Consider the following 23,170-nt stretch of genomic DNA (forward strand, 5'->3'; position numbering starts at 1 on the left):
TAACAGCGGGATGAACCTGTATCTGTGATGTAACTCACTCCGCTAAGTTATAAAAGCAAGAAAAGAAATATTTCTACAAAAATAATATTCCGTAATAGTGCGTGTTTAAAAAGGGCGGTTTTCAGTACCAAAAAGACGGGATAAAGCTAGAAATGGAGTAGCGGAGCATAGATAGAGCTACGTGAGCAACCGCAATGTTTCCGAAGGAAAAACCTCCGTAAGCCCCTACTTATTTCAGCTGAATTCCATATTCGATGTTGATGATGCCGCCAGGCACCATTCGTAATCAAAAGCGGACTTTTTGAACAACCTCTAATATTCATTTTGCTTGGACTATTAGAGGCGCTTCTATGATCTATATTGCTTACACATTGCCCTCTACAGGGTCTCCAAGACCACACGTGAGCCGTTTCCTGCCTCACCTGCCGGAATCACCACAAGTTTGCGCGGCAAGCGTGCACGCAGTTCAGGCACGTGACTGATTACACCAACAGCCAATCGGTCGTCATGCAATTTTTCCAGAGACGTAATGACGGTATCCAACAGTTCAGGGTCAAGAGTACCAAACCCTTCATCCAGGAAGAAGAATTGAAGTGGGTACTGACCTCGCAGCTGAATCTGGGCCGACAGTGCCAAGGCCAGTGACAACGAAGTCAAAAATGTCTCGCCACCTGACAACGTTGATACCGGTCGTTTGACTCCCCCGTTGGCATCATCACAGATTACAAAACCACCACCGGAATCCACCTCCAGTGAATAACGCTGTTTGGTCAGAAAGCGCAGACGCTGAGATGCCGCATGGCTAACCTGCATCAGTTGTTCTTCGGCAATATACTCAACAAAAGCATTACCTCTGAACGCGGATTGCAGTTTGCTGAGCAGTTCGCCTTGACGGCTTACCTCCACCCGCTTGTTCTCAAGTTCGGTCCAGCGAACATGTCGCTGCTCCACATCCTCCAGATCACGTTCTGCACGTGCTTTAGCACGAAGGGCAGCCTCGTCCTCAATTCGGACCTGCTGCAAACGTTCGGTGCAGGCTAACCACTGTTCCTCCGATACGACAGCTCCAGCCAGCTTTTGTTCCAATTCACGCAACTGGGATGCCAGTTCACGCTCACGTTCACGGTGCTGCTGGATCTCCCCTGCCAGTCGCTCTGCTTCCTGGGAAGGAATCGCCGCGGATACAACAGCATCATCCGAGTCAAACGGGGATTGTTCCAGCAATTGCTTCCACCGTTCCTGTGCCTGCTGCAGATGTTCTGTGGCCGAGGCGGCTGCCTGCTGAGCCATAACGTCTTTCTTGGCTGATTCCTGCTTCAGCGTGTCCGCTTCTTTGAAGCGTTGTGCCAAGTCTGTAGCTGCTTTCCGCAGTCCATCCAGACGAGCCTGAGCCGCAGCAATCAGATCCTCTACCCGCTGCTCCCCTACCCACTGGCGTAAACGTTCTTCCTTCTCGGCCAGCTGTTTGCTATTGCCCTGCCACTCCGTTTGCCACTGAATCAGTTGTTTATCCAATTCAACCAGCTTCTGCTGGAGAGATTGGATGATCTGGTCTTTTTCCTCAAGGAACGTCACGCTTTTGTTCAGACGTTCCTTGATGTCTTCGGCGCGTGCATCGCGCTCCTGCATCGCCTGATAGAGGGCCTTGGCCTCCTCCTGTGCGATGCCCGGCAGTTCCGCGGCCCAGCGGCTCTGCAAGGCAGCCGCTGTGGCCTCGCTCTCGGCCAGCTTGCGCTCCGCCTGGGCGAGCCCGGCACGGCCGGCCTCTTGCGCAGCTGCCGCTTCCATGCGGCGCTGCTGCGCGCCCACAGCCGCCTGCTGCAACGCGGCGGCTTCGGCCTGGAGCGGCGCTGCTGCGGCAGCCAGCGCCTGCGCGGCTTCGCGCAGCGCAGCGGCACGCGATGCCCAGCCTGCCGGGGAGCGCCCGTGTTCGGGCGACCCGGCGGGCTCGGGCTCCGCTGCCGCAGGCGCGGCCTCGGCTGCGGCCGGAGCTTCGCCGGCCGCAGCGCCAAGCTGCGTCAGCAGGCTGCGACGTTCGTGCAGCTGCTGGCGCAGCCCAAAGCGCAGCTCCTGCAGCTCTGCGTGCAGGCTGCGCAGCAGTTCCAGGTCCGCATCGCCTGCGTGCGGACCTTCTCCCGGCGGCGCAGCCGGGAGCGGGTGATGCGGCGAGCCGCACACCGGGCATGGCTCGCCGTCACGCAGCTCGGCGCGCAAGGCGGAGGACAGCCGGTGCAGCTCCTGCTCACGCATCGTGCCGCGCAGCTGTTCCTCCGCAAGGGCCAGCAGGTTCTGTTCGCGGCTAATATCCTGCTCACAGGCAAGCAAGGCCTCAAGACCTGCTGACGCCTGTTCTACCAGATGCTGACGCTGATCACTCAGGCGTTTTTCTTCCTCAGCCGCCGCCTTCAGCTTGTTGGCTCCCTGTTCTGCCGACTGCTTATAGGCTTGCATGTCAGCCTTGTTTTGCTGCAACTGCTCCGCGGCAGTATCCACACGATGCTTCAGTTCAAGCGCAGCCTGAAGTTGCCTGCGTTCCTCTGACTTCACTTCATTTGGTTTGAGGCTCTCCTGTAGTTCTTCACGCCGTTTGCGTCCGCGCTGCTGCAGCTCCTTTTCTTTCTCAAGCTGCTGTCCCAGAGCAGTCTGTTCGCCCTGCCCCTGTTCCAGCAGCTGCGTGAGGCGCGAGCAATCGGCCTGAAGCCCGTCCCGTTCTCGTTGCAGCTCTTTTGCTTGTTCGAGTTGCTCCAGGCGCAGCAAAAGTTTCGGTTCTTCCTCCGTCATTTGCTTGCGTGCCGTCTCGGCCTTCTCCGCTTCCTGAACAGCCATACGCTCATGTTCCAACGCTTGCTGATGAGCTGTCTCGGCGGTATCCTGCCGCTGCTTCTGTGTAGCTGCGGCATCTCGAACCGTCTGCAACGCAGGCAGTATTGTATCTGCCGCAACGGATTGTTTCAGCCGTTGTTCGCCTGCCTCTATCTGTGGTTCCAGTGCTTTCAGCTTCTGCTGTTCATCCGTCCGGGCCTGCCGTTCGTTACTTAACTCACGAATTTTGCCCAGTTGTTCAGCTTCCTTCGCAGCTTCATCCAGCGCTTTGCGGGACAATTCAGACTGCTGAACAGCCGCTTGAAGAAGACATTTCGTTTCTTCCAGCGTCTCCTTGCTGGCATTGCCCAGTCCCTGTTGCTCCGCAGCAAGAGATTGGTGAACCATATCATTATCCTTGACCCGCCGGCTTAATTTGATAGCCAACTGGTCCCCATACTTCTCCAGATGGAATAATCGTTGCAACATCTGGCGACGTTCACTGCCTTTGAGTGACAAAAACTCGGCAAACTTTCCTTGCGGAAGCACCACTGCCCGTGTAAAATCATCCATCTTCAAACCGATCACATCTTCAACGCAGCGATTAACATCTGCCAATTTGTCGGCAAGTACCTTTTCTTCGCCATTAACAGTCTCTATGAATTTGCTGATCGTGTTACTCACCGACACTTCATTATTTCGTTTGAAACGTCGTTCTACCCGGAACCTTCGAGTGCCTTCCGCCGACATCAGTTCAAATGTAAAAGCAACCGACAACGAATCCTCTGCATGATTCATAATGCCTTGCGTCCCGTTCACAGCGCGTTCCACTTTTCCGTACATGGCGAGTGTGATGGCATCGAGCAAGGAAGATTTACCACTACCCGTTGGACCGAAAATACCGAATAGCCCCGTCTCTGTCAGCACGGTAAAATCAATCTCCTGCATCTCCCGATAACTTTGCAGTCCGGCAACTTTTAATAGAATCGGCTTCATCTTTCCTCAACCTCCTCACGCACACCCGGCTCATCTTCATCGACAAGTTCCAGGAAAAGCTGTACCAGACTGTCTTCCGGTTGTGCGCCACCGGTCTGACGCTGATAGAATTTACGGAACAGTTCATGTACAGGTAGCTCGGATCGTTGCTCCAAAAGTCCTGCTGCAGCCATCTCGGGATACACCGGGCGAATATGGATGATACCTTCATGTGATTTTCGCAGCTGCTGAATCTCCTTCAGAGACATCGCCTCGTCCAGCCACACTTCCATGTCGATAAAAGCCTGCGGATCACGTCCCTCATCCAGCCAGCGATATACTTCTGCCAGACCACCACGCGCCTGCCAACGCACAAGCGGACGCCCGGATGTTAACAAAACTTCCTCTACCTGTGCTGCTCCACCCGGTGCCAGATCAACCATCGTGACAGACTTGCTCTGCCCTGCTTCGGAGAAGCTGTAGGCTAGGGGAGAACCGCTATATCGAATCACACCGTCTCCTTTGACAGCCTGTGCGCGATGAAGATGTCCGAGCGCCGTGTATTGCGCACCAGTCGATAAAGACGAAGGGTCTACCGTGTAGGCCCCACCGATCTGAATCGGACGTTCCGAATCGCTCTCAAGTCCGCCGAGCACATAGATATGGCTCATGGCCAAGTTCACGGTATCCGGGCGAAAAGAAGCGGCCAGACGCTGCATTAACATGCCCACACGGTGACTGTATGCCTGACGAAGCACATTTTCGTCACCATCCGTTGTCAGCAATTCATTCAATCTGGCTTCAGAAGGATAAGGTAATGCGGCAATCTGTGCAATTTCTCCGGTTCGCTTTGCATGAATGGTTACCGCTTCTGAAGTAGGCATCCCTACGAGTGTGATGCCCTGTCTGTTCACAAGTGGAGTTACAGAAGCTACACGTTCTGGCTGATCATGATTTCCTGCAATCACCACAAGAGGTCTTCCATGCTCCGTCAGACGCGCTGCCGCTTCATAAAAAAGCTGTTCCGCCGCTGCGGGAGGATTCACCGAATCATACACATCTCCGGCCATCAATATAGCATCCGCCTGCTGCTCATCAGCCACCCTGACGAGTTCATCAACGAAATCTTCCTGTTCACGCAGTCGGCTTCGTCCTTCCAACGTTTTCCCCAAATGCCAGTCCCCTGTATGCAAAATACGCATCGTCCGTTCCACCCCTCTCCCATATGAAATCCATAGTTTTAAATTCCGATCCAGTTCTTTTACAATTTCACTGCATGTCCACCATCAAAAAAGTACAGCCATTTCCGGTCAACTTTCCGTCCCAATATATCTTCAATGGCCCGTCCATACAGATCCAGCTGGAAGCGATATTTTTTGGTGAGTTCATCCAAACCACCACGATGCTCCAACACCCGATCCGTCTTGTAATCAAGCAAGACAAGCTCGCCGTCCACCTCATACAGACAATCGATAATCCCTTGTACAAGCACGGTTTCACTTTCAATCGTTGCCTGCATTTTGCTATCTTCATTTAGCATCTGCATATCTGAGTTCGCCGCCTGTTCATGTAGCCATTCCACTGGAGACTGATGTGCCGGAAGTCCATACACAAACGGAATTTCCCGTTTCACCCACGCTGCATGCAATAATTCTTTTCCTGGTTCTGTATTGAAAAATCCGGCCAGTTCTTCAGGTTCGATAGCCGCAGCATGATGGGGCAGCAAAATCTGAAGCTTAATCAACCGCTCAATCGTCTGTTCAATAAGCTGTGAATCAACGGATGAGCCATCTATAGGAAGATGCTGAATCAACGTATGATACACGTTCCCCCGTTCTGCCCCTGTCAGCTGCGTTGCCTCCATGAATTTGGGACGACGCAGGTGCAGTTTGAAAGACGTACCCGCAGATCCCGCATCCGAAACGTTCACAGTACGGTTTGAATCTGACCCTAACCCAGCCTCATGCTTGATAGATTCACTGGATGCATCACGATGAGCATGACTTGTTTCATCCTTGATGTTATTGATTCCTGAGGTGTTATAATCCAATAATTTCTCGGACTTCTCCCCCAGTTCCTCCATCACCTCTACGGACTGGATGTCCTGCATCGCAAGTAACGTTTTCAACTCCGTGACAGATGTACTGGCTGCTACTTGAGTTGCTGATTCATAGGGATACGTCCATGAAAGCCGTTGATCAACCTCGTTGATCAGGCGTGTCTCCTCTTGTTGAAGAGCTACTGTAGCTGCACCTTCATCTCCAATGTTTTGGTTAGCCGTGACTTGTGCACTCTTCGTCAGCTCTTCTACTGTTGAGGCTGGAACCAACTTCACAGGCTGAACGGCTTTTAGTGCAGCAATTCGTTCTTTCCGCACCTCAGTCATCCCGTCTTCTTCTCCGAGTGTCAGATCTACCACATGATCACGGGATACCTGATCGGCGGAAATAATAGAAATCGCCCAGCGTGATTGATCATCTGCAAGACAGGTTGAGAACGAATCATTGCTTCCAGCAAGTTCACGCAGCACAGCCGCATCTGGATGTCTCATCAGGGATGGTCCAATCCAGTCCAGGTAGCTCCGTCCTGCAGCAAGCAGATAGTCTGGCAATGCCAGTTCAGGGCTATCTTTGACCTGAGACCACGCCAGCGCTTTTTTCGCGGCATCTTTTACAGTACCCAGCAGAATCATTTTCTCTTTGGGACGGGTCAACGCAACATACAGCACACGCATCTCTTCAGCAAGCAGTTCAAATTGCGCACGACGACGAATCGCCAGATTGGCTAATGTAGGATAGGCAACGCGGTTCTCACGATCCACAAACCTCGGGCCAAATCCCAGTTCCTTATGCATTAGAAACGGTGCGTTCAAGTCCTGCTGATTAAACATCTTGGATATGCCACCGACAAAGACAATTGGAAACTCCAAACCTTTACTCCGGTGAATCGTCATGATCCGTACGGCGTTGTCCTGCTCGCCAGAACTACTTGCTACAGTCCCGAGGTCTCCCCCGTTTTCCCGCAGTCTGGAAACATAGGTCAGGAAACGGAACAAGCCGCGATTCGCAGTTGATTCCTCATATTGTCGTGCGCGATCGTACAATGCCTTAAGATTACTTTGACGTTGCAGTCCTCCTGGAAGGCCACCAACCCAGTCCAAATAACCGGTTTCCCGATACATACGCCAGATCAGTTCACTTAGACTACCTTGTCTTGCCTCAAGTCTCCACTGCTCCAATTGACGCATAAAGCGAATTAACTTTTGCTGTAACTCCGAGCCCGAGATCTCCGTTATGCCCGGATCCTCACTTGCATGTCCCGCAATACCAGCATCTTGCATTTCATCTGTATGCAATGTGTGCACATCGAATTCATAGACATCATCCAGGATCTCTGCCTCGAATGAAGCTGCTGTCTCCCGCTGTCCCTGTTTCATCTCTGACCAGGCTTCCGGCCACTGTAACTGGACGATATTGGTATCAGGATGATTATCCTGCCGGGATTGTTGTACGGCATTAGTGGAAGAATCGCTCCACTCTCCAGCAGCCGATATAACCGCATCATAGAATGACTGTCTTTTGTCACCAAGCCGAATCTGTGCCAGTTCTTCTTCATCCAGTCCTACAATCGGGGAACGAAGCACGGAAGCGAGCGGAATATCCTGCCTTGGATTATCAACAAGCTGAAGCAGAGACATCATGATTTCCACTTCTGTAGCCTGAAAATAGCCCTTGCTCTGTTCTCCTCCAGCAGGAATTCCCTGCTGTCTGAATTCCTCAATCATGAGCGGAGCCCACATCAAGGTCGAACGCAGCAAGATGACCATGTCACCGTAACGTGCCAGGCGCATCGTTTGCAGGGCTTTGTCATATACATGGAGGGCAGGTTTGTCCGTATCCCCAACCATCTCACGAATACGCCTTGCGATCGCCCTTGCTTCCAACTGGGCTGTTTCAAGTTCGGCACTCTCCAGTTCTGCGGAGACCGATGCATCCCCATTCTCATCTGTACTCTCTGTCAGATCAGGACCACCACCCTGACGATCGATCAGCATGATTTCAGGTGTATACGCCTCATCACCAAGCGTTTCTGACGGGAACGTAGCTCCATATGCCAGTTGAGCTCGTTCATCGTAAGCAATCTCTGCCACACCTTCGTTCATGAGTTGCCGGAATATCATATTGACCGAATGCACGACTTCCGCACGACTGCGGAAATTCCGCGCAAGATCAATACGTTGCCCTGTACGATTCAGGCGATCTTCATTATTTCCGTTCTCACGCGTGCTCGCTCCATACTGGCGATACTTGTTCATAAACAGACCCGGCTCTGCCAACCGGAAACGATAGATACTCTGTTTGACATCACCGACCATGAATCGGTTCCCCGGGTTTTCTCTGGAGATTAGTCTCACGATATCTTCCTGAACCGTATTGGTATCCTGATATTCATCAAGCAACACTTCATCGAATCGCGAACGGTACTCCATAGCGGCATCAGAAGGCATTGACAGTTCAGGCGTTGAATCCTCATGTCGCAAAATGTGAAGGCAATAATGCTCCAGATCACTGAAGTCAACTTGCCCACGTTCCTGTTTGGCCTGTCGATAACGTTCTCCAAATGTACTAACCAACCTCGACAACTCCTGCATGAGTGGTGCCGCCTGCTCCAGCTCCTGCCAGAACGAAAACGCAGTTCTTCCGAACAGTGAGCCTTTCAGGTCAGTAACTGCCTTTTTTGCAGCCTCCCGAAGTTCCTTCACCTGATCCTGTAAAGCCGGGTCCGTCTGATCTTTTTTGCACGGTTTCAGTTTGCCAAATGCAGCGGGTTGAAACACTTCAGGCAACCTCTCCCATGGCATAACCTGGACCGCAGACAATAGCTCTTCTACCATCACCAGGTCTTCTTTTAACGTATCTGCATAAGGTGCCGGACCTTCAGGCTGCATGGAAATATGGATGCCTTGACGAAGCAGTCCTGCTGCACCACTTAAAGCAAGAGCCGCATCACGCAAAATACTCTGAACCCATGCTGAATGTCCAAGCGCCTCTACACTTTCCACCTGAAAAGCGGATGCCATCTCGGAGAGCCAATGATCCGGCCAGGAATGACTGCGGGAGAAATCATATAATCGTTGCACCAGTCGATGCATGGCATCATCATTTCGTTCTCCACTGAACCAGTCCACCAATTCGCGGAATGTACTCCCTTCATCTTCTTCGCCATACTTTTCCTCAAATAGTTCTTCGAGTAGTTCCTGGCGCATGATTTCCGCTTCATTTTCATTCAGGATACGGAAAGCCGGGTTCAACGGAATTTGCTGATAGTAACGGCGAATGACTTCCATACAGAATGAATGTAGCGTTGTAATAGATGCCCTTCCAAGCAACGACAGCTGCTTACGCAGATGCTCTTCTCCAGGCTGTTCTTCAAGCGCACGTTCCAGCGCTTCCCGAATCCGTTGTTTCATCTCGGCGGCGGCGGCTTTGGTAAATGTAGCTACAAGCAAACGATCCACACTGTATCCTTGGGAGGGATCTGCGATCTTGCGAATAATTCGTTCAACCAGTACGGCTGTCTTGCCTGATCCCGCCGCTGCGGCAACAAGGATGTCTTCTCCGCTTTCAGAGATGGCACTCCACTGGTCATCACTCCAGAAGCTACCCTCCGGTTTTGGCATATTCGTCATGATGTTTCCCCTCCCTTGGTGTGAGATAACATATCCCAGATTTGCTGTTTGCCCGGTTTGGACAACAGGTTATATTCATTTCCTTCTATATTCTCATCAAACTGACAAACAGGCTTATACGGACAGAACGTACACGCCACTTCCTGCTGAATACGATAAGGTTCAATGGCCACATCCCCATCCGTAATCCGGGTACCAATCTCACGGATATTACTGCGAACCGAAGCAAGCAGCGTATCCCATTGCTCTGGTGTGGCTACAGCGGCACTGCTATAAAAGCTACCGTCCGCCTTAAGAGCAACTGGAATAATAGCTGAATACCCCTTATCCAGGGTATTGTCCATTTGGGCGATTGCGTCCCGATCCGCCAGCAGCAAACCTTTCATTTTGAACCGTTTCAGCAGTTCTTGTCCTGCCTGCTCTGATGTCATGCCGTTTGCCGATTGCAACAGCGGGTTATGCACATGGAAATACAACGTTCCTCCCGGCATAGCCGTTTCCCCAAGCCATTCCTCGGCAGCACTAAGCAGCACCTCCAGATAGGTGAGCATCTGCAACGACAGACCATAGTACACTTCATGTAACTTGAGGTCCGTCTGGCTTGATTTATAGTCAATGACACGCAAGAGCAGACCATTCTCGCCTTCTGCCACATCCACACGGTCAATCCGACCCACGATCTCCATCACACATCCGTTCTCCAGTTCAAAACGTAGTGGCGGCAGTGTTTTATCCGGTCCAAAATCAAGCTCCAGCCCAATCGGTTCAAAACTTCCACGTCTGGACTGTTCACCGAGAATAACGGATGCCCGACTAACAATGTCCTTCAACTTACGGAAAATATAACCGTATCGCTTGGTGCTTAGCAAAATCTCCCCTTGCAGCTGTGGTGCAATCTGCTCCACAGTTTGCTCGGCTTCCTGACGGCATTGGTCTGGAGTCAAACTGCCCCAACTACGATTTTCTTCGCGCAACCGCATAGCCAGCTGGCTTAGTGCAGCATGAAACAGCTGTCCGATATCAGGAGCCTGAAGGCGGTACAATTGCCGTTCTTTGAGGCGTAGCCCATGCGAAGCAAAATGAGAGAACGGACAGGCTACGAACCGCTCCATTCGCGAGACACTCGTCCTTACCTCTGTGCCATACAGTCTGCGACTGGTGGCTGTCCGAAGTGGTAATGCCCGATTACGATAAAAGATCGATCCCATCAACCGCTCCAGTTGAGGTCTGCTTGTCTCCCGAGATACATGCCAATTGTAGACCGCCCACCACATTTCAGGGATGTCTTCTCCGCGGCGCCATTTGCGCAATTGTCCAATGAGCGTAGACAGACTCTGACCTGGATGGGTGACATAGGACCAATGCGCTTCTTCCGAGTTCGCAACCGGTGGTTGAGCGAGCAATGGCTGTTCTTGTAGACCAAACATCTTCCGTACATGGCGGACAATCTCGGAAGGAAGCAGTGTTTTCCCCTCATCATCAGCAACAGGGTAACTCAGCCACAACTGGCTGCTTGCCGCTGTAAGTGCCGTATAGATCAGGAAACGTTCATCCAGCATCTGCCTTGTTGCACCTGGTCCAAGTGCCACGCCTCTTTCCGTCAGTAACGATCTCTCCAGTTCCGTTAATACGCCATCATCCTGAGGTACGGCAGGTAATTCACCATCAACCGCGCCGAGGATAAATACGTATTTGATGTCCTGAAGGCGTGTACGGTCCATGGAACCCACCAATACTTGATCAAGTGCTGGTGGTACCAGACCCAGCTTCAGTTCCGTCAATCCGGTCTCGATCATTCCGGCAAACAGCGTGATATCCAGCCGTTCATTCCCCATCATATCGACCATCTGATCCAATAAATCCAGCACAGCTCCCCACATCTGCCGATGTTCTCTCGACCGTTCGGGGTCACCCTGAGCCTTAGCTTCAGCAGACATATTCTCCAGCTTCCATGGAATCTCAGCATCTTCCAGCAGTCTGTATAGTGCCTCGCATTGGGCTTTAGCTGTCTTTGCCTTTTTCATCCGTTTCTCAAAAACACCCAAGGAATCTGTAATGACCGTTCGGCAGCTCTCCATTAAGGAAAGCATCTGGTCCCGTCCTCGACTCCGACCATCCTGACCGTTGTCTTCCAGCGACAGGCTTGGTACATACTTCCACGGTTTGCCGTCAGTCCAGCGATACCCGTGAATACCACAAGCCAGTACATAATTCTCAAGCTGGTCCATATCTTCACGAGTGATGGAACCATCACGCGGAAGCAACAGATCCGTTTTGACACAGCGAAATACATCCTCGTAACGCCAGTGGCGCCGAACAATATCCAGTGCGGAACGGATAAACTCGGATAATGGATGATGAAGTTCATTTCTTCTGCGGTCCAGAAAGACGGGTACGTCATAATCCCTGAATAGAGATTCAGCTATATCAGCGTAGGTATCCAACTGACGAACAAGTACCGCCATATCCCGATAACGCGCACCTTCGTTTTGCGCCAGACGCCGCATCTCACGCAGTGCTCCCTCCATCTCAGCTCGTCGGTTCTCCGCTGCAACCAGTCGGATTCCGGAATCAAGGCCATCACTTTTCCAACGAATTCGGCGGTCGAAACCAGCCTCCAGATGAGCAAGTCCCGGACGATCCTTGTATCTCGGTGGAATCTCCGAATCTAGCACGGTTATATCGCTCGGTACACCCAGTTCGTCAGCCATCCCTTTGAGACGCGCGTAGGCACTTGCCGTAGGATAAAACAGTTCCAGTTCTCCAGGCAGTGCGCCGTGATCATAAGGACGATCCAATGTCAGTGCAATGGTCACGGAAGAGGACTGCAACATCAGCCGACCGATCACACTCATCTCCTGTGGTGTGAATCCCTGAAAACCATCAATCCAGATCTGGGCATCCTGCAGCAATGCACTTTCCGACAAACGATCTGTCAGCTCGGTCAACGTGTCTTCATCATCAATATATAAATTGGTCAGTTCCTGTTCATAGTCACGATATATCAGATTCAAGTCATGCAACTTGTCCTCCAGAATTGGCGAAGTGGACGAGATATTCCCTCCAGACAGCCCTTCTTCCAGCAATGATGGATCAACTTCATAACGTTTAAATTCACTATATAAATCATTTAATTCGCCTATAAAACCCAGCTGGCTGCCGGATGCACCAAACAGCTTCAATTCTTCCTTACGGCGCTGGATGACTTTGTAAAGCAGCATTTTTTTTCCTTCGGCTCCGATCGGAATACGAGCAGAACCACCTGCTTCTTGCATTACACGATAGGCTAAACGGCGAAAGCCGAGCACTTCTGCACGCATGGTACCTTTAATTGCTCCAGAAGACACCAATGCCTGCTCTGTTCGAAAAGAACTCTGTTCGGGAACGAGTACAATTAAAGGTTTACCTTGTGGCTCCTTTTGAAGCAGGGATGTAATTTCCCGGGTAATCAGCGAGCTTTTACCGCTGCCTGCCCGGCCAATAACAAAACGAACGGACATGTCTAATCCTCCAAACCACACGTACAAGATTTTAATTCCCAGTATAACATATCTGACTTGGTTCGGAACATACGTTTGCCACTATTCGGTAAAACCGGAGATCATCTCCGTTAACACAGCAAAACAGCAAAAAGCCCGCAGCTATCACACTGTGGACTTTTGACTTGATCTATACTTGATTGGAACGGAAATCATACAATTAATTCTTTTTACTGCGCACTTCGAAAATAGCAAATTTCAAGTAATGTCCTTCATCCACGCCCAAAATTTGCGGGTGATCCTTACCGGCTGCTTTCCAGTCGATCAGACGAAGCACTTTGCCTGCATCTTCTGCTGCATCCGCAATCGTGTCCAAGAAAAGGTCAGGACGCATGTGATACGAACAGCTCGCTGTTACCAAATATCCGCCCTCATTAACCAGTTTCATTCCTTGCAGATTGATATCCTTATATCCACGGCATGCACCTTTGACTGCTGATTTCGTTTTGGCAAATGCAGGAGGATCGAGGATGACCACATCAAATGTTTTACCGCCAGCTGCCAGCGCTTTGGATGTATCCACTTTCTGTTCGCCTGCACGTGCACGTGTGGTACGTTCATCCAGCCCCTTCACTTGTTCACGCAAGTACTGGAATGCATCAGCAACTACAAATTCGACCCGGTCGGTAAAACCGTTCAGCTCCACATTTGTTCGTGCACTCTCAATGGCATGCTCCGAAATATCAAGACAAGTCACTTTTTTGGCTCCATACTTGCAAGCATTCAACGTAAAGCTGCCCGTGTGTGAGAAACACTCCAGTACAGTAGCACCGTCCCAATAAGGGAATGTAACTACCTTACCGCTTTTATTCACAGGCAAGAGCTGCTCTGTGCCATCCTGCTCAGTCGTTTGAAGTGTGATTCCACTCTTGTAGCCCCAACCCTTCATGAGCGGTTCGATGGCTGCACGATTCTCACGTTGGTCGAAGAAGTAACCTGTCTTCTGCCCTTCCACGATATCCACTTTAATGAGTAGTCCATTCTCTGTAACGGTGACATGTCGTGGGCACTCTCCGTACAGCGGACCTTTGGTCTGCTCCAAACCTTCGAGTTCACGAATTGAGACATCACTGCGCTCATATATGCCTTCCGGCTGCATTACTTCAATGAGCGCCTGTACAATCGCTTCACGGCAACGATCCATGCCAAGTGTAAGCAACTGTACAACGAGGATGCTGCCGAATCGATCAACGATCAATCCTGGCAGAAAATCAGCTTCTCCGTAAACGAGACGGTATGCCTCTCCATCCTGGATAAAACGTTCCCGATGACGCAAGCAATCACGGAAACGTGCTGCAAAAAACGCGGTGTCCATCTGTTCGGACTCCAGCGGTTGATAAGCTACAACTCTTACTGTGATTTGAGATGCAGGATTGTAATAACCTGTCGCCAGATAGCGACCTTGATGATTCAATACATTGACCAGATCTCCCGGTTCCGGGTTTCCGTCAACAGAGGCAATTTCATTGTTAAATATCCATGGATGGGCATGTTCAAGTCGCTTTTTGCGACTGCGTTCGAGTGTAACTGATGGCAAGGTAGATCCACTTCTTTCATAGTTAGTTGAAAAGATAGGTTTGGTACAAAGGAGACGCTACGGCGACGAATTGTTCCTCTGATCGCTGTTATCCCCAGATTTTTTTGATTCCCTTTCTTAAAGGGAAAATCCGGGGATAAAGGCGAGCGCTTCGCTTCTTCGGTAACAATTTCGTCTTCTTCGCTACGTTTGCACGAATCACCGTATCTTTCGAATTGTGTTTGGGTAGTGAAGACGCATTTCCGGACTTTTGGAATTGAGGGGCCGATAATGTAGGTCGCTTCCCTATGAATTCCTTTAGGCTTGTCATGGTTGTCTTTTCTTACTCATAGGATGAGTTAAGGAACCGGACGGAAGGAATGATATTTTTATGTTTAGAGATGTGATATTGCCCCTACTCTATGGGCTTATTATCTTTTTTGGTGGCATGAAGCTGATGGAGACGGCCTTGCAGCGCATGGCAGGGCCCATGTTGGCAGGTTGGCTCAATCGCGCCACCTCTGCTCCATGGAAAGGCATGGCCTTCAGTGCAGGTGCAACGGCCTTGTTACAGAGCAGTACTGCGGTCACCGTGCTCACCATTGGACTGGCTAATGCCAGATTAATTACCTATGGACGCACACTCGGCATCATCCTTGGCACCAACATCGGGACATGTCTGACGACGGAGCTGGTGGGATTGCAGATCGGACGTGCTTCCCTGCCGCTACTCGTCCTGTCGCTAACGGGCTGGGCCATGTTTGTTGTTCTTGGTGAACGCAATCTGGTCGCTCCTGAACGCACACGCCGGACTCTGTTTAACATACAGTACAGCTTCCTCGCAGCTGCGGGATTTGCACTTGTTATGACAGGCATTCAGGTGATGCAATCCATTGCTTTACCCTTGCGGAGCATGGGCGTATTTCAATGGTTTCTCGACCGCTCGGCAGACAGCTTGTGGTGGGGCTTCCTGGCAGGTGCCTGTCTGACAGCGCTCATTCACAGCAGCGCAGCTGTCATTAGCATGGCGATTACGCTCGCAGCCACAGGGGTATTGCCTGTGGAGATCGGCATCGCCATTGTGATCGGGTCCAACGTGGGGACCTGCATCACCGCTGTGATCGCTGCCGCGGGCGGAGCATCCGCAGGCAAATTTGTCGCAGCCTCCCATGTTGTATTAAACATTGCGGGAGCGCTGCTGTTTATGCCGCTGATCGGCCAGCTGCATGCAGCTTCGGCCTGGCTGTCAGCGGACAACGGGGCACAGATTGCGCATGCCCAGACCCTTTTTAACATCACCAGTTCACTGCTTGCTTTACCGTTCTGCTACTTGCCAATCTGGCACAAAAAACCACCGGTCCACGCCCCTGCGGCGAAGTCACCCGTGGCTTGATGATCTGCCTATCCAGACCCACAGAACGCGCGGCTAACTGACTCGAACCAGAACAATAATGCGTTATACGTTAATGCCTAACTTGTTCAGGGCTACACGCAAGATATCATCGTTATTATCATATCCGTTCTGCTGCTGTCTGGACCATGCTTCTTCCGGAGCATACCAATCAACACCCTTGATTTCTTCAATCTGAGGCTGCAGATCTCCACTCTTGGCTTCAACGAGATAATAATGAACTTCCTTGTCCACCGGGCCAAAATCTGCATGTTGGTACGTGTAAGCAATGATATCGACCGGTTCTACAATGCGACCCACCATACCTGTCTCTTCCAAAATCTCGCGCAGTGCCGTCTGTTCAATTGTTTCTCCCTCTTCCATTTTGCCCTTGGCGAGAGTTGTTTTACCATAACGATCTACGATAAGCTGAATTTGAAGACGTCCGTCTTCCCCTGTTCTATAAACAACTCCGCCTGCTGAAATTTCTTTTTTGTTCATCATGCTCTCCCCCATCAACTTCGATATCTTTATCTTATTTTTTGCAAAAGAAGGACCTCATCTCCCCGGGTAAGCTCCCCAAGGAAATGAAATCCTTGTTTCTGACGCCTCGATTTACATCGCGGCGGACTTAAGATTCTCTTCCAACACACGTACCAGTGTAGCCTGACTCTCGTTGACGCCAGCTTCAACAACTTTAACTCGGCACACTTTACCGACCATATCCATGGTTCCGTCAAAGACCAGTTGAATGTAGTTGTCGCTATAACCATGCAGCTTGCCACTTCCCTCGCGGCCTTTGGCTTCACCTTCGGGAATAACATCCAGTACCTGTCCAACAAACTGCTCAGCGTACTCCAGCTGCATCTGCTCAGACAAGTCAATTAGTTCATGCACACGTGCATTTTTGACCTCTTCGTCCACCTGATCTTCCATTCGTGCTGCTGGCGTACCCGTACGCTTGGAATAAGGGAATACGTGCATTTCGGAAAAACCGATCTTCCGCATCAACTCATAGCCATTACGGTACATCTCATCGGTCTCACCCGGAAACCCAACAATAATGTCTGTTGTAATCGCTACATCCGGCATCGCTTCCCGAATGCGAAGCATCTTATTGTAAAACTCTTCTGTCGTATATTTGCGGCGCATGCGTTTCAACACCGTATCATCCCCAGCTTGCAGCGGAATATGGAAATGACGAACGAGTTTGTCCGAACGTTTGATCACGTCAAGCATGCGGTCATCGATCTGGCTGGCTTCAATCGAGCTGATTCGAATACGCTCCAAACCCTCTACCTTATCCAGGTCCCACAGCAGATCGGTTAGATCATAATTCTCCATGTCATCGCCATACCCACCTGTATGAATACCGGTCAGAACAATCTCCTTGTATCCGGCGTGTACAAGCTGATGCGCCTGTTGAATAATGCTGTTCGCCTCACGGCTGCGTGAGAGACCACGAGACCATGGAATAATGCAGAATGTACAGAAGTTATTGCAACCATCCTGAATCTTCAGGAATGCGCGGGTACGGTCAGCAAAATCCGGTACGTCCATTTCTTCAAACACACGGGTTTTCATAATATTACGCACCGCGTTAACCGGTTGACGGGACTCCTGAATTTCATTTACATATGGCAAAATCTTGTCACGGTCCTGTGTACCGATAACCAGATCCACCCCTGGGATGTCCAGAATCTCTGCCGGAGAAGTCTGCGCGTAGCAGCCTGTAACGGCCACAATCGCCTCCGGGTTGCGCCGAATGGCACGACGAATAATTTGACGGCTCTTTTTGTCGCCGGTATTGGTTACTGTACAAGTATTAATCAAGTATACATCCGCTGTCTGTTCATCAAAGTCCACTTGATCGTAACCTTCGTTTTTGAACAATTGCCAAATCGCCTCTGTATCATAGAAATTAACTTTGCAGCCTAAGGTGTAAAACGCCACGGATGGCATAATTACATTCCTCCCATTTCTCCGGATTCATATAGCACGCAAGTTAGTGCTGCCATTCCAGCTGTCTCAGCACGCAAAATGCGTTTGCCCAGTCCAACAGATACAGCACCTGCCTGATCAGCCTCTGCCGTCTCCTTCTCAGAAAATCCACCTTCCGGTCCAACCACGATTAATACTTCTGCACTTGCACCAGGTGCAAGTTGCTCTACAAACGGCTTCAGTACATCTCTCAGCTGTTTACCGTTTTCTTTCTCATAACAATAACATACCAGGCTATAGCCCTCAAAAGAAGATAACAGCCCTTTCCAGGAAAGCGGCTGCTCAACAGTTGGAATACGATTCCGGTGACTCTGTTCGGCAGCTTCCTTGGCAATTTTCCGCCACCGCTCCAACCGTTTGCCTTCTTTCTTGGCATCATATTGCACAATCGTACGTTCTGACAGGAAGGGTACAAATGATACCGCCCCAATCTCAGTACATCTCTGGATGACTGTTTCCATCTTGTCGCCCTTGGGCAAACTCTGTGCCACGGTTACACGAATCCGTGCTTCACGGTCCATAACCAGAGACTCTACAATATTTGCAGTAACTTGGCCAACTTCAATAGTTTCAATTTCCACGAGTGCTTCTTTGGAGTTTCCGTCACTGACAATCAGTTTATCTCCAGGTTTACCACGCATGACCTTGCCGATATGGCGTGCATCATCACCTGTGATGATCACAGCGTGTTCATTAAACTGTTCTGCAGATACAAAATATCGCTGCATTAGTCAATCCACCCATTCTGTCCTGTTATGACTGGAATTCACCCCGCCTGATGACAGGCGTGAATCCAATCGCCACAGATGATCATACAACTTTTACGTGTTTCTGACCAGTATATCAGCCCAAAACACGATTCGCTTTTAGCGATATAATTCAATAACCAGCTTTGCCAGATCCACATACATCGTTTGCGCAAACTCATACAAAGGTTGAATCGTCACATTTTGCAACGGAGGTATAACAAGAATCAATAGGAAGATAAAAATGGACCATTGCTCCACTCCTTGCAGCTTGCGGCTGATTGAAGGTGGCACTACATCTTCCAGAATCCGATAACCATCAAGCGGGGGCAACGGAATCAAGTTAAACAGGAACAGGAAAAAGTTAGTTAAGTTAAAGATAGCGAAAAACGTTGTGATTGCTGTCAGCAACCGCTCATTATCAATGCCGCCGAGTGCTCCCGAACCAACCAGTGAAGCATAGATGATTGTACCGATGATCGCGAGCAACAGATTGCTCAGAGGCCCTGCTGCGGATACGATGATGCCCATCAATCTAGGTTTGTCGAAGTTAGCACGATTAACCGGAACTGGACGTGCCCAACCAAAGCCGGCAATAATGAGCAACAGCACACCAAACAAGTCAAAGTGTACAACCGGATTCAGCGTGACCCGACCCAACAGCTTGGCTGTCGGATCACCGAATTTGTTGGCAAAATACGCATGCGAGAATTCATGCACCGTAAATGCGATCAGGATGGTCAGCAGGAAAAACGGAAGCTGATCGATCGGATAACGAAAGAACGAATTCCAAAAGTCCATACGTTACCCCTTTCTGGCTACAAACGCCAGCCAATCCTCATCACGGTGGATCGCACTCACTTCAAACCCGGAGGCTACCAGTGCATCATGTACAACCTGCTCTTTGTTTTTCCAAATTCCGGATACAATATAGGTCCCACCAGACTCAAGCGCATTATAGACATCGTCTACGAACAACAAAATGATCTCAGCCAGAATGTTCGCCACGACAACCTTAACTGGCAGTTGCACACCAAGCGCAGGGTCCTGACTCCCGAGGACGGACAACAGATCACTCTCTTTAACCGTAATTTGTTGCTCCAGCCCGTTCAGTTCCACATTCTCCCTGGCACTGATTACCGCAACCGGATCAAGATCAAGCGCCAGTACATGTTTTGCGCCAAGTTTTATCGCTCCTATAGCCAAAATCCCAGAACCTGTACCTACGTCAATAACTTCCTCGCCGCCCTGAACAACCGTTTCCAGTGTACGCAAGCAGAGGGAGGTCGTTGGATGTGTTCCTGTACCAAAAGCCATGCCTGGGTCAAGCTCAATAATTTTCTCATCCGGACTTTCTGGCGTATACTCTTCCCACGTTGGTTTGATCGTCAGACGTTCCGATACGCGTACCGGCTTGAAATATTGTTTCCAGGCTGTTGCCCAGTCATTTTCATCCACTGTACGCGTCTCATAACGAACCTCACCAGTATCAATTCCAAATTCAGAGAGTTCCTCAATTCTCGGATTAACTTCGGACTGTAGTGCAACCATATCCGTACCTTCGGAGAAGTACCCTTTGATGACCGCAAAGCCTTCAGGAATATCATTCAAAGGAACGTCGTATAACTCACCATACGTTGTGTCCCGTTTTTTATTTAAAGTACCGGACTCTTCAATCGAAACCCCTCCAGCACCCGCTTCATGTAAAAAATTCGAAATCATCTCCACAGCTTCTTCTGTGGTATGTATTGTTAGTTCATGCCATAACATACTTGGTTTTTCCTCCTCATTTTTCAAACATCCCAACTATTGTACTACACAAGCTAGCCAGAGCACAAAGCCGCACCAGTAAAAGAAAAACAAAACAGGATATCCGCAGCCTGACTGCTCGAATATCCTGTCATCTATTCATACATATCTGTTTCGTTTACTACATTTTGCATATTTCGAATCTCACTTAGCAAAAACGTCCACCGTTCTGTGTGATCATCTCTGCGGCTTGCGGGAGCGAATCGTTGGATACGGACACGGTCAGCAAAATTTCTTGTTTTAGCCTGTTTGCCGAATCCTCTTTGGGTGCATCATACACCTGACCATTGGACAACATTTCCGTTTCATCACTGATCAAGGCAAGTACATTCAGTTCGCCACTAAATCCTCCAACGACGGCTGTAGGGGAATTATCGAAGCCCTTAACATCGTTTGAATCCAATGCAGACGCTTCATTGCCAAGGCTCTCGATACTCAATTGGTTCGGGTGCAACAATTCCAGGGCTCTGCGTGCAGACTCAGCCTCAGTCCAGCTTGTAAAAACAGCTTCGAGGGTCACCGCCGAGCGATCTTCAGTCATGAAGCTCCCGTCCCTGACGTCGATCAGCCGCTTCACTGCGGCGTAGTGCTTCGATATCTTCATGATCCGCAGCTTCAGCGCTGAATTCCACGTCCTCATTTTTCGCGGATTGCATACGTTTCATCTTTTCCGTTTTGGTTAGAATCTTGCCTGGACGTTCATGTTCTGCCATTGTAATGCTCCTCCTTCAAATTAAAATGAACTAATACGTGTTACACTGTAACACTCCGATTGTAGTCCCATCCTCCGATCGCTGTTATCCCCAGATTTCTTCAACTCCCTTCTTAAAGGGAGAAATCCGGGGATAAAGGCGAACGCTTCGCTTCTTCAGATTGGTTCTACACTCTCCGTTAAAGTGTAATTCTCTGTTCATCTTACATGGATTTCTTGAAACTAGATCAATCCACCGGCTTGTTCGATAATAGACATAGCACGGTGATGTACCGATTCATCTACGATGACCGTTAGTAATACATCCCTTCCTGTAGGTCCACCCTGTCCACCATCACTCATGCCGCTTGCAGAAGGGTCCGCCGCAGCCATGATTCCAGCACTGGCATTTGTTTGCATCGAATCGGGCACCCATGATGAAAAACTACCGGAAACGCCCGGCTTGTAGGAAGCCCCGCTTGGTCCTACACCCGCATATCGGCTGAATCGATTAATTGACAGGTCCTCCACTCGCAATGCCTCCAGTTTTTTGGCTGCCCCTTGAGCCTGTTCCGGGCTGTGAAAGTACGCCAAAATATTTTTCTCGGTCATCCGCTTCACCTGCTTCCCTAATTTCTCGCATATCAGCTATGCATATCATTCTCGCCATGCTATCTTTCCGCAAGTTCGCTCAGAATATACCGAAATGCTCCCACAAATTGCTGTCGTTCTTCGTAGCATAAATCCATGGATTTCACAAAAACCACTGAACCACAAAAAAAGGCGCACAAAAAAGGACACCCCGCGGTAAAAACCGCTATGGTGTCCTGTTGGGCTTGCTTTATTTTATTCTTAGTCGCCGCGGAAGGCGCGTTTCACTCTATCAAAGAAAGATTGTTCATGCTCATGTGTTTGCTCTCCATCCAGCGCAGCAATTTGGCGAAGCAGATCCTTCTGCTCGTCATTCAGCTTACTAGGTGTAACCACAACCACTTTCACATGTTGATCCCCTTGCCCCATACCGCGTAAGCGTGGTACACCTTTGCCTTTGAGGCGGAAATACGTTCCCGTTTGTGTACCAGCTGGTACTTTCAACTTCACTTTTTCAGTCAACGTTGGGATTTCAACTTCATCTCCCAGAGCTGCCTGTGCAAAGGTAAGTGGGATTTCGCAATAAATATCGTCACCTTCACGCTCGAAGAAATCATGTGATTTCACGCGAATGACAATATACAGATCTCCCGCTGGTCCGCCACGCAGGCCTCCCTCGCCCTCACCTGTCATACGCAGTTGCGCGCCATCATCTACACCCGCTGGAATGCGGACATGGATTTTGCGTTGCTTGCGGACTTTACCGCTACCACTGCACGTTGTACATTTTTCTTTGATAATTTGGCCCGAACCACTACAGTTCGAACATGCACGGCGATTAACCATACGACCAAACGGTGTATTTTGCACGACTTCCTGCTGACCGCTACCTTGGCAGACCGAGCAGGTTTCCGGTTTCGTTCCAGGTTTGGCACCTGAGCCATGACAGGTATCACAGCCTTCGGTACGCGGAATCGTAATATCGGTTTCTTTACCAAATACAGCTTCCTTGAACTCAATCGTCATCGTATACTGCAGGTCATTCCCCCGTTGCGGAGCATTTGGATCACGTCGTCCACCGCCACCGCCGCCAAAGAACATGTCGAAGATGTCGCCAAATCCGCCGCCGCCAAAATCACCGCCACCACCGAATCCACCTTGATTCGGATCGACATGACCATATTGATCATATTGTGCACGCTTCTGACCGTCACTCACTACGTCGTAAGCTTCTTTAACTTCTTTGAATTTAGCTTCCGCATCAGCAGCCTTGTTTACGTCAGGGTGATACTGACGGGCAAGCTTACGGTAAGCCTTTTTAATCTCATCGTCGTTAGCCGTTTTACTAACGCCAAGCACCTCATAATAATCACGCTTTTCAGCCACTCTTCCACCCCCATATCATTCACCATATCGCACAT

At 50.0% G+C, this 23,170-nt stretch carries 15 protein-coding genes; 1 reads left to right on the forward strand and 14 read right to left on the reverse strand.

Going from position 1 to position 23,170, the window contains the following annotated elements; all coding sequences use genetic code 11:
- Positions 1-378: 378 nt before the first annotated feature.
- The 5 genes from V6669_RS21540 to V6669_RS21560 all read right to left on the reverse strand — a co-directional run bounded on the left by V6669_RS21540 (position 379) and on the right by V6669_RS21560 (position 14,542).
- Positions 379-3,798: an SMC family ATPase gene (locus tag V6669_RS21540; protein ID WP_338587995.1), complete on the reverse strand. Its 3,420-nt coding sequence runs from the start codon at positions 3,796-3,798 to the stop codon at positions 379-381.
- Positions 3,795-4,979, reverse strand: coding sequence for an exonuclease SbcCD subunit D (locus tag V6669_RS21545; RefSeq protein WP_036615059.1), 1,185 nt, complete (start codon positions 4,977-4,979; stop codon positions 3,795-3,797). The genes V6669_RS21540 and V6669_RS21545 overlap by 4 nt, the downstream gene beginning before the upstream one ends.
- Positions 4,980-5,038: 59 nt before the next feature.
- Positions 5,039-9,466, reverse strand: coding sequence for a helicase-exonuclease AddAB subunit AddA (addA, locus tag V6669_RS21550; protein WP_338587996.1), 4,428 nt, complete (start codon positions 9,464-9,466; stop codon positions 5,039-5,041).
- The gene (gene addB, locus V6669_RS21555; protein ID WP_338587997.1) at positions 9,463-12,966 is read right to left on the reverse strand and encodes a helicase-exonuclease AddAB subunit AddB; all 3,504 of its coding nucleotides are present in this window, start codon (positions 12,964-12,966) and stop codon (positions 9,463-9,465) included. Before addB ends, addA begins: the two co-directional genes overlap by 4 nt.
- Positions 12,967-13,165: 199 nt before the next feature.
- Complete coding sequence (locus V6669_RS21560; RefSeq protein WP_338587998.1) at positions 13,166-14,542, reverse strand: class I SAM-dependent rRNA methyltransferase; 1,377 nt, start codon at positions 14,540-14,542, stop codon at positions 13,166-13,168.
- Between the two features lie 370 nt (positions 14,543-14,912).
- Between V6669_RS21560 and V6669_RS21565 the strand changes: the two genes are divergently transcribed.
- Positions 14,913-15,914 (forward strand): Na/Pi symporter, encoded by a 1,002-nt coding sequence (locus V6669_RS21565; protein ID WP_338588000.1) that lies wholly within the window; start codon positions 14,913-14,915, stop codon positions 15,912-15,914.
- Positions 15,915-15,977: 63 nt separating this feature from the next.
- Here V6669_RS21565 and V6669_RS21570 read toward each other — a convergent pair whose 3' ends face one another.
- From V6669_RS21570 to dnaJ, 9 genes are all read right to left on the reverse strand, one after another.
- Entirely contained in the window at positions 15,978-16,415 is a 438-nt protein-coding gene (locus V6669_RS21570; protein ID WP_338588001.1) for an NUDIX domain-containing protein, read from the reverse strand.
- A gap of 111 nt (positions 16,416-16,526) precedes the next feature.
- Entirely contained in the window at positions 16,527-17,873 is a 1,347-nt protein-coding gene (gene mtaB / locus V6669_RS21575; protein ID WP_047843791.1) for a tRNA (N(6)-L-threonylcarbamoyladenosine(37)-C(2))-methylthiotransferase MtaB, read from the reverse strand.
- A gap of 2 nt (positions 17,874-17,875) precedes the next feature.
- Positions 17,876-18,640 (reverse strand): RsmE family RNA methyltransferase, encoded by a 765-nt coding sequence (locus tag V6669_RS21580; RefSeq protein WP_338588002.1) that lies wholly within the window; start codon positions 18,638-18,640, stop codon positions 17,876-17,878.
- Positions 18,641-18,778: 138 nt separating this feature from the next.
- Positions 18,779-19,459 (reverse strand): site-2 protease family protein, encoded by a 681-nt coding sequence (locus V6669_RS21585; protein ID WP_074095894.1) that lies wholly within the window; start codon positions 19,457-19,459, stop codon positions 18,779-18,781.
- Between the two features lie 3 nt (positions 19,460-19,462).
- A complete protein-coding gene (prmA, locus tag V6669_RS21590) occupies positions 19,463-20,428 on the reverse strand; it encodes a 50S ribosomal protein L11 methyltransferase (protein ID WP_338588004.1) in 966 nt (321 codons plus the stop codon).
- Between the two features lie 187 nt (positions 20,429-20,615).
- A complete protein-coding gene (locus V6669_RS21595; RefSeq protein WP_091028377.1) occupies positions 20,616-21,008 on the reverse strand; it encodes a hypothetical protein in 393 nt (130 codons plus the stop codon).
- Positions 21,001-21,180 carry a YfhD family protein gene (locus V6669_RS21600; RefSeq protein WP_017687220.1) on the reverse strand — a complete coding sequence of 60 codons (180 nt, stop codon included), beginning with the start codon at positions 21,178-21,180 and terminating at the stop codon, positions 21,001-21,003. Before V6669_RS21600 ends, V6669_RS21595 begins: the two co-directional genes overlap by 8 nt.
- A gap of 221 nt (positions 21,181-21,401) precedes the next feature.
- On the reverse strand, positions 21,402-21,770 hold the full coding sequence (locus V6669_RS21605; protein WP_338588005.1) for a hypothetical protein: 369 nt from the start codon (positions 21,768-21,770) through the stop codon (positions 21,402-21,404).
- A gap of 240 nt (positions 21,771-22,010) precedes the next feature.
- A complete protein-coding gene (gene dnaJ, locus V6669_RS21610; protein WP_062835521.1) occupies positions 22,011-23,135 on the reverse strand; it encodes a molecular chaperone DnaJ in 1,125 nt (374 codons plus the stop codon).
- Positions 23,136-23,170: the final 35 nt, after the last annotated feature.

This window comes from Paenibacillus sp. Y5S-9, assembly GCF_036894235.1.
GTDB lineage: Bacteria > Bacillota > Bacilli > Paenibacillales > Paenibacillaceae > Paenibacillus.

Excerpts from the sequence above, each read along its gene's own strand:
- V6669_RS21605 (WP_338588005.1), bottom strand. The coding sequence starts at position 21,770 with ATGACCGAGAAAAATATTTTGGCGTACTTTCACAGCCCGGAACAGGCT.
- V6669_RS21570 (WP_338588001.1), bottom strand. The coding sequence starts at position 16,415 with ATGATGAACAAAAAAGAAATTTCAGCAGGCGGAGTTGTTTATAGAACA.
- V6669_RS21585 (WP_074095894.1), bottom strand. The coding sequence starts at position 19,459 with ATGGACTTTTGGAATTCGTTCTTTCGTTATCCGATCGATCAGCTTCCG.
- V6669_RS21595 (WP_091028377.1), bottom strand. The coding sequence starts at position 21,008 with ATGACTGAAGATCGCTCGGCGGTGACCCTCGAAGCTGTTTTTACAAGC.
- V6669_RS21580 (WP_338588002.1), bottom strand. The coding sequence starts at position 18,640 with ATGCAGCGATATTTTGTATCTGCAGAACAGTTTAATGAACACGCTGTG.
- addA (WP_338587996.1), bottom strand. The coding sequence starts at position 9,466 with ATGACGAATATGCCAAAACCGGAGGGTAGCTTCTGGAGTGATGACCAG.
- V6669_RS21600 (WP_017687220.1), bottom strand. The coding sequence starts at position 21,180 with ATGGCAGAACATGAACGTCCAGGCAAGATTCTAACCAAAACGGAAAAG.
- V6669_RS21565 (WP_338588000.1), top strand. The coding sequence starts at position 14,913 with ATGTTTAGAGATGTGATATTGCCCCTACTCTATGGGCTTATTATCTTT.
- prmA (WP_338588004.1), bottom strand. The coding sequence starts at position 20,428 with ATGTTATGGCATGAACTAACAATACATACCACAGAAGAAGCTGTGGAG.
- mtaB (WP_047843791.1), bottom strand. The coding sequence starts at position 17,873 with ATGCCATCCGTGGCGTTTTACACCTTAGGCTGCAAAGTTAATTTCTAT.
- addB (WP_338587997.1), bottom strand. The coding sequence starts at position 12,966 with ATGTCCGTTCGTTTTGTTATTGGCCGGGCAGGCAGCGGTAAAAGCTCG.
- V6669_RS21545 (WP_036615059.1), bottom strand. The coding sequence starts at position 4,979 with ATGCGTATTTTGCATACAGGGGACTGGCATTTGGGGAAAACGTTGGAA.
- V6669_RS21540 (WP_338587995.1), bottom strand. The coding sequence starts at position 3,798 with ATGAAGCCGATTCTATTAAAAGTTGCCGGACTGCAAAGTTATCGGGAG.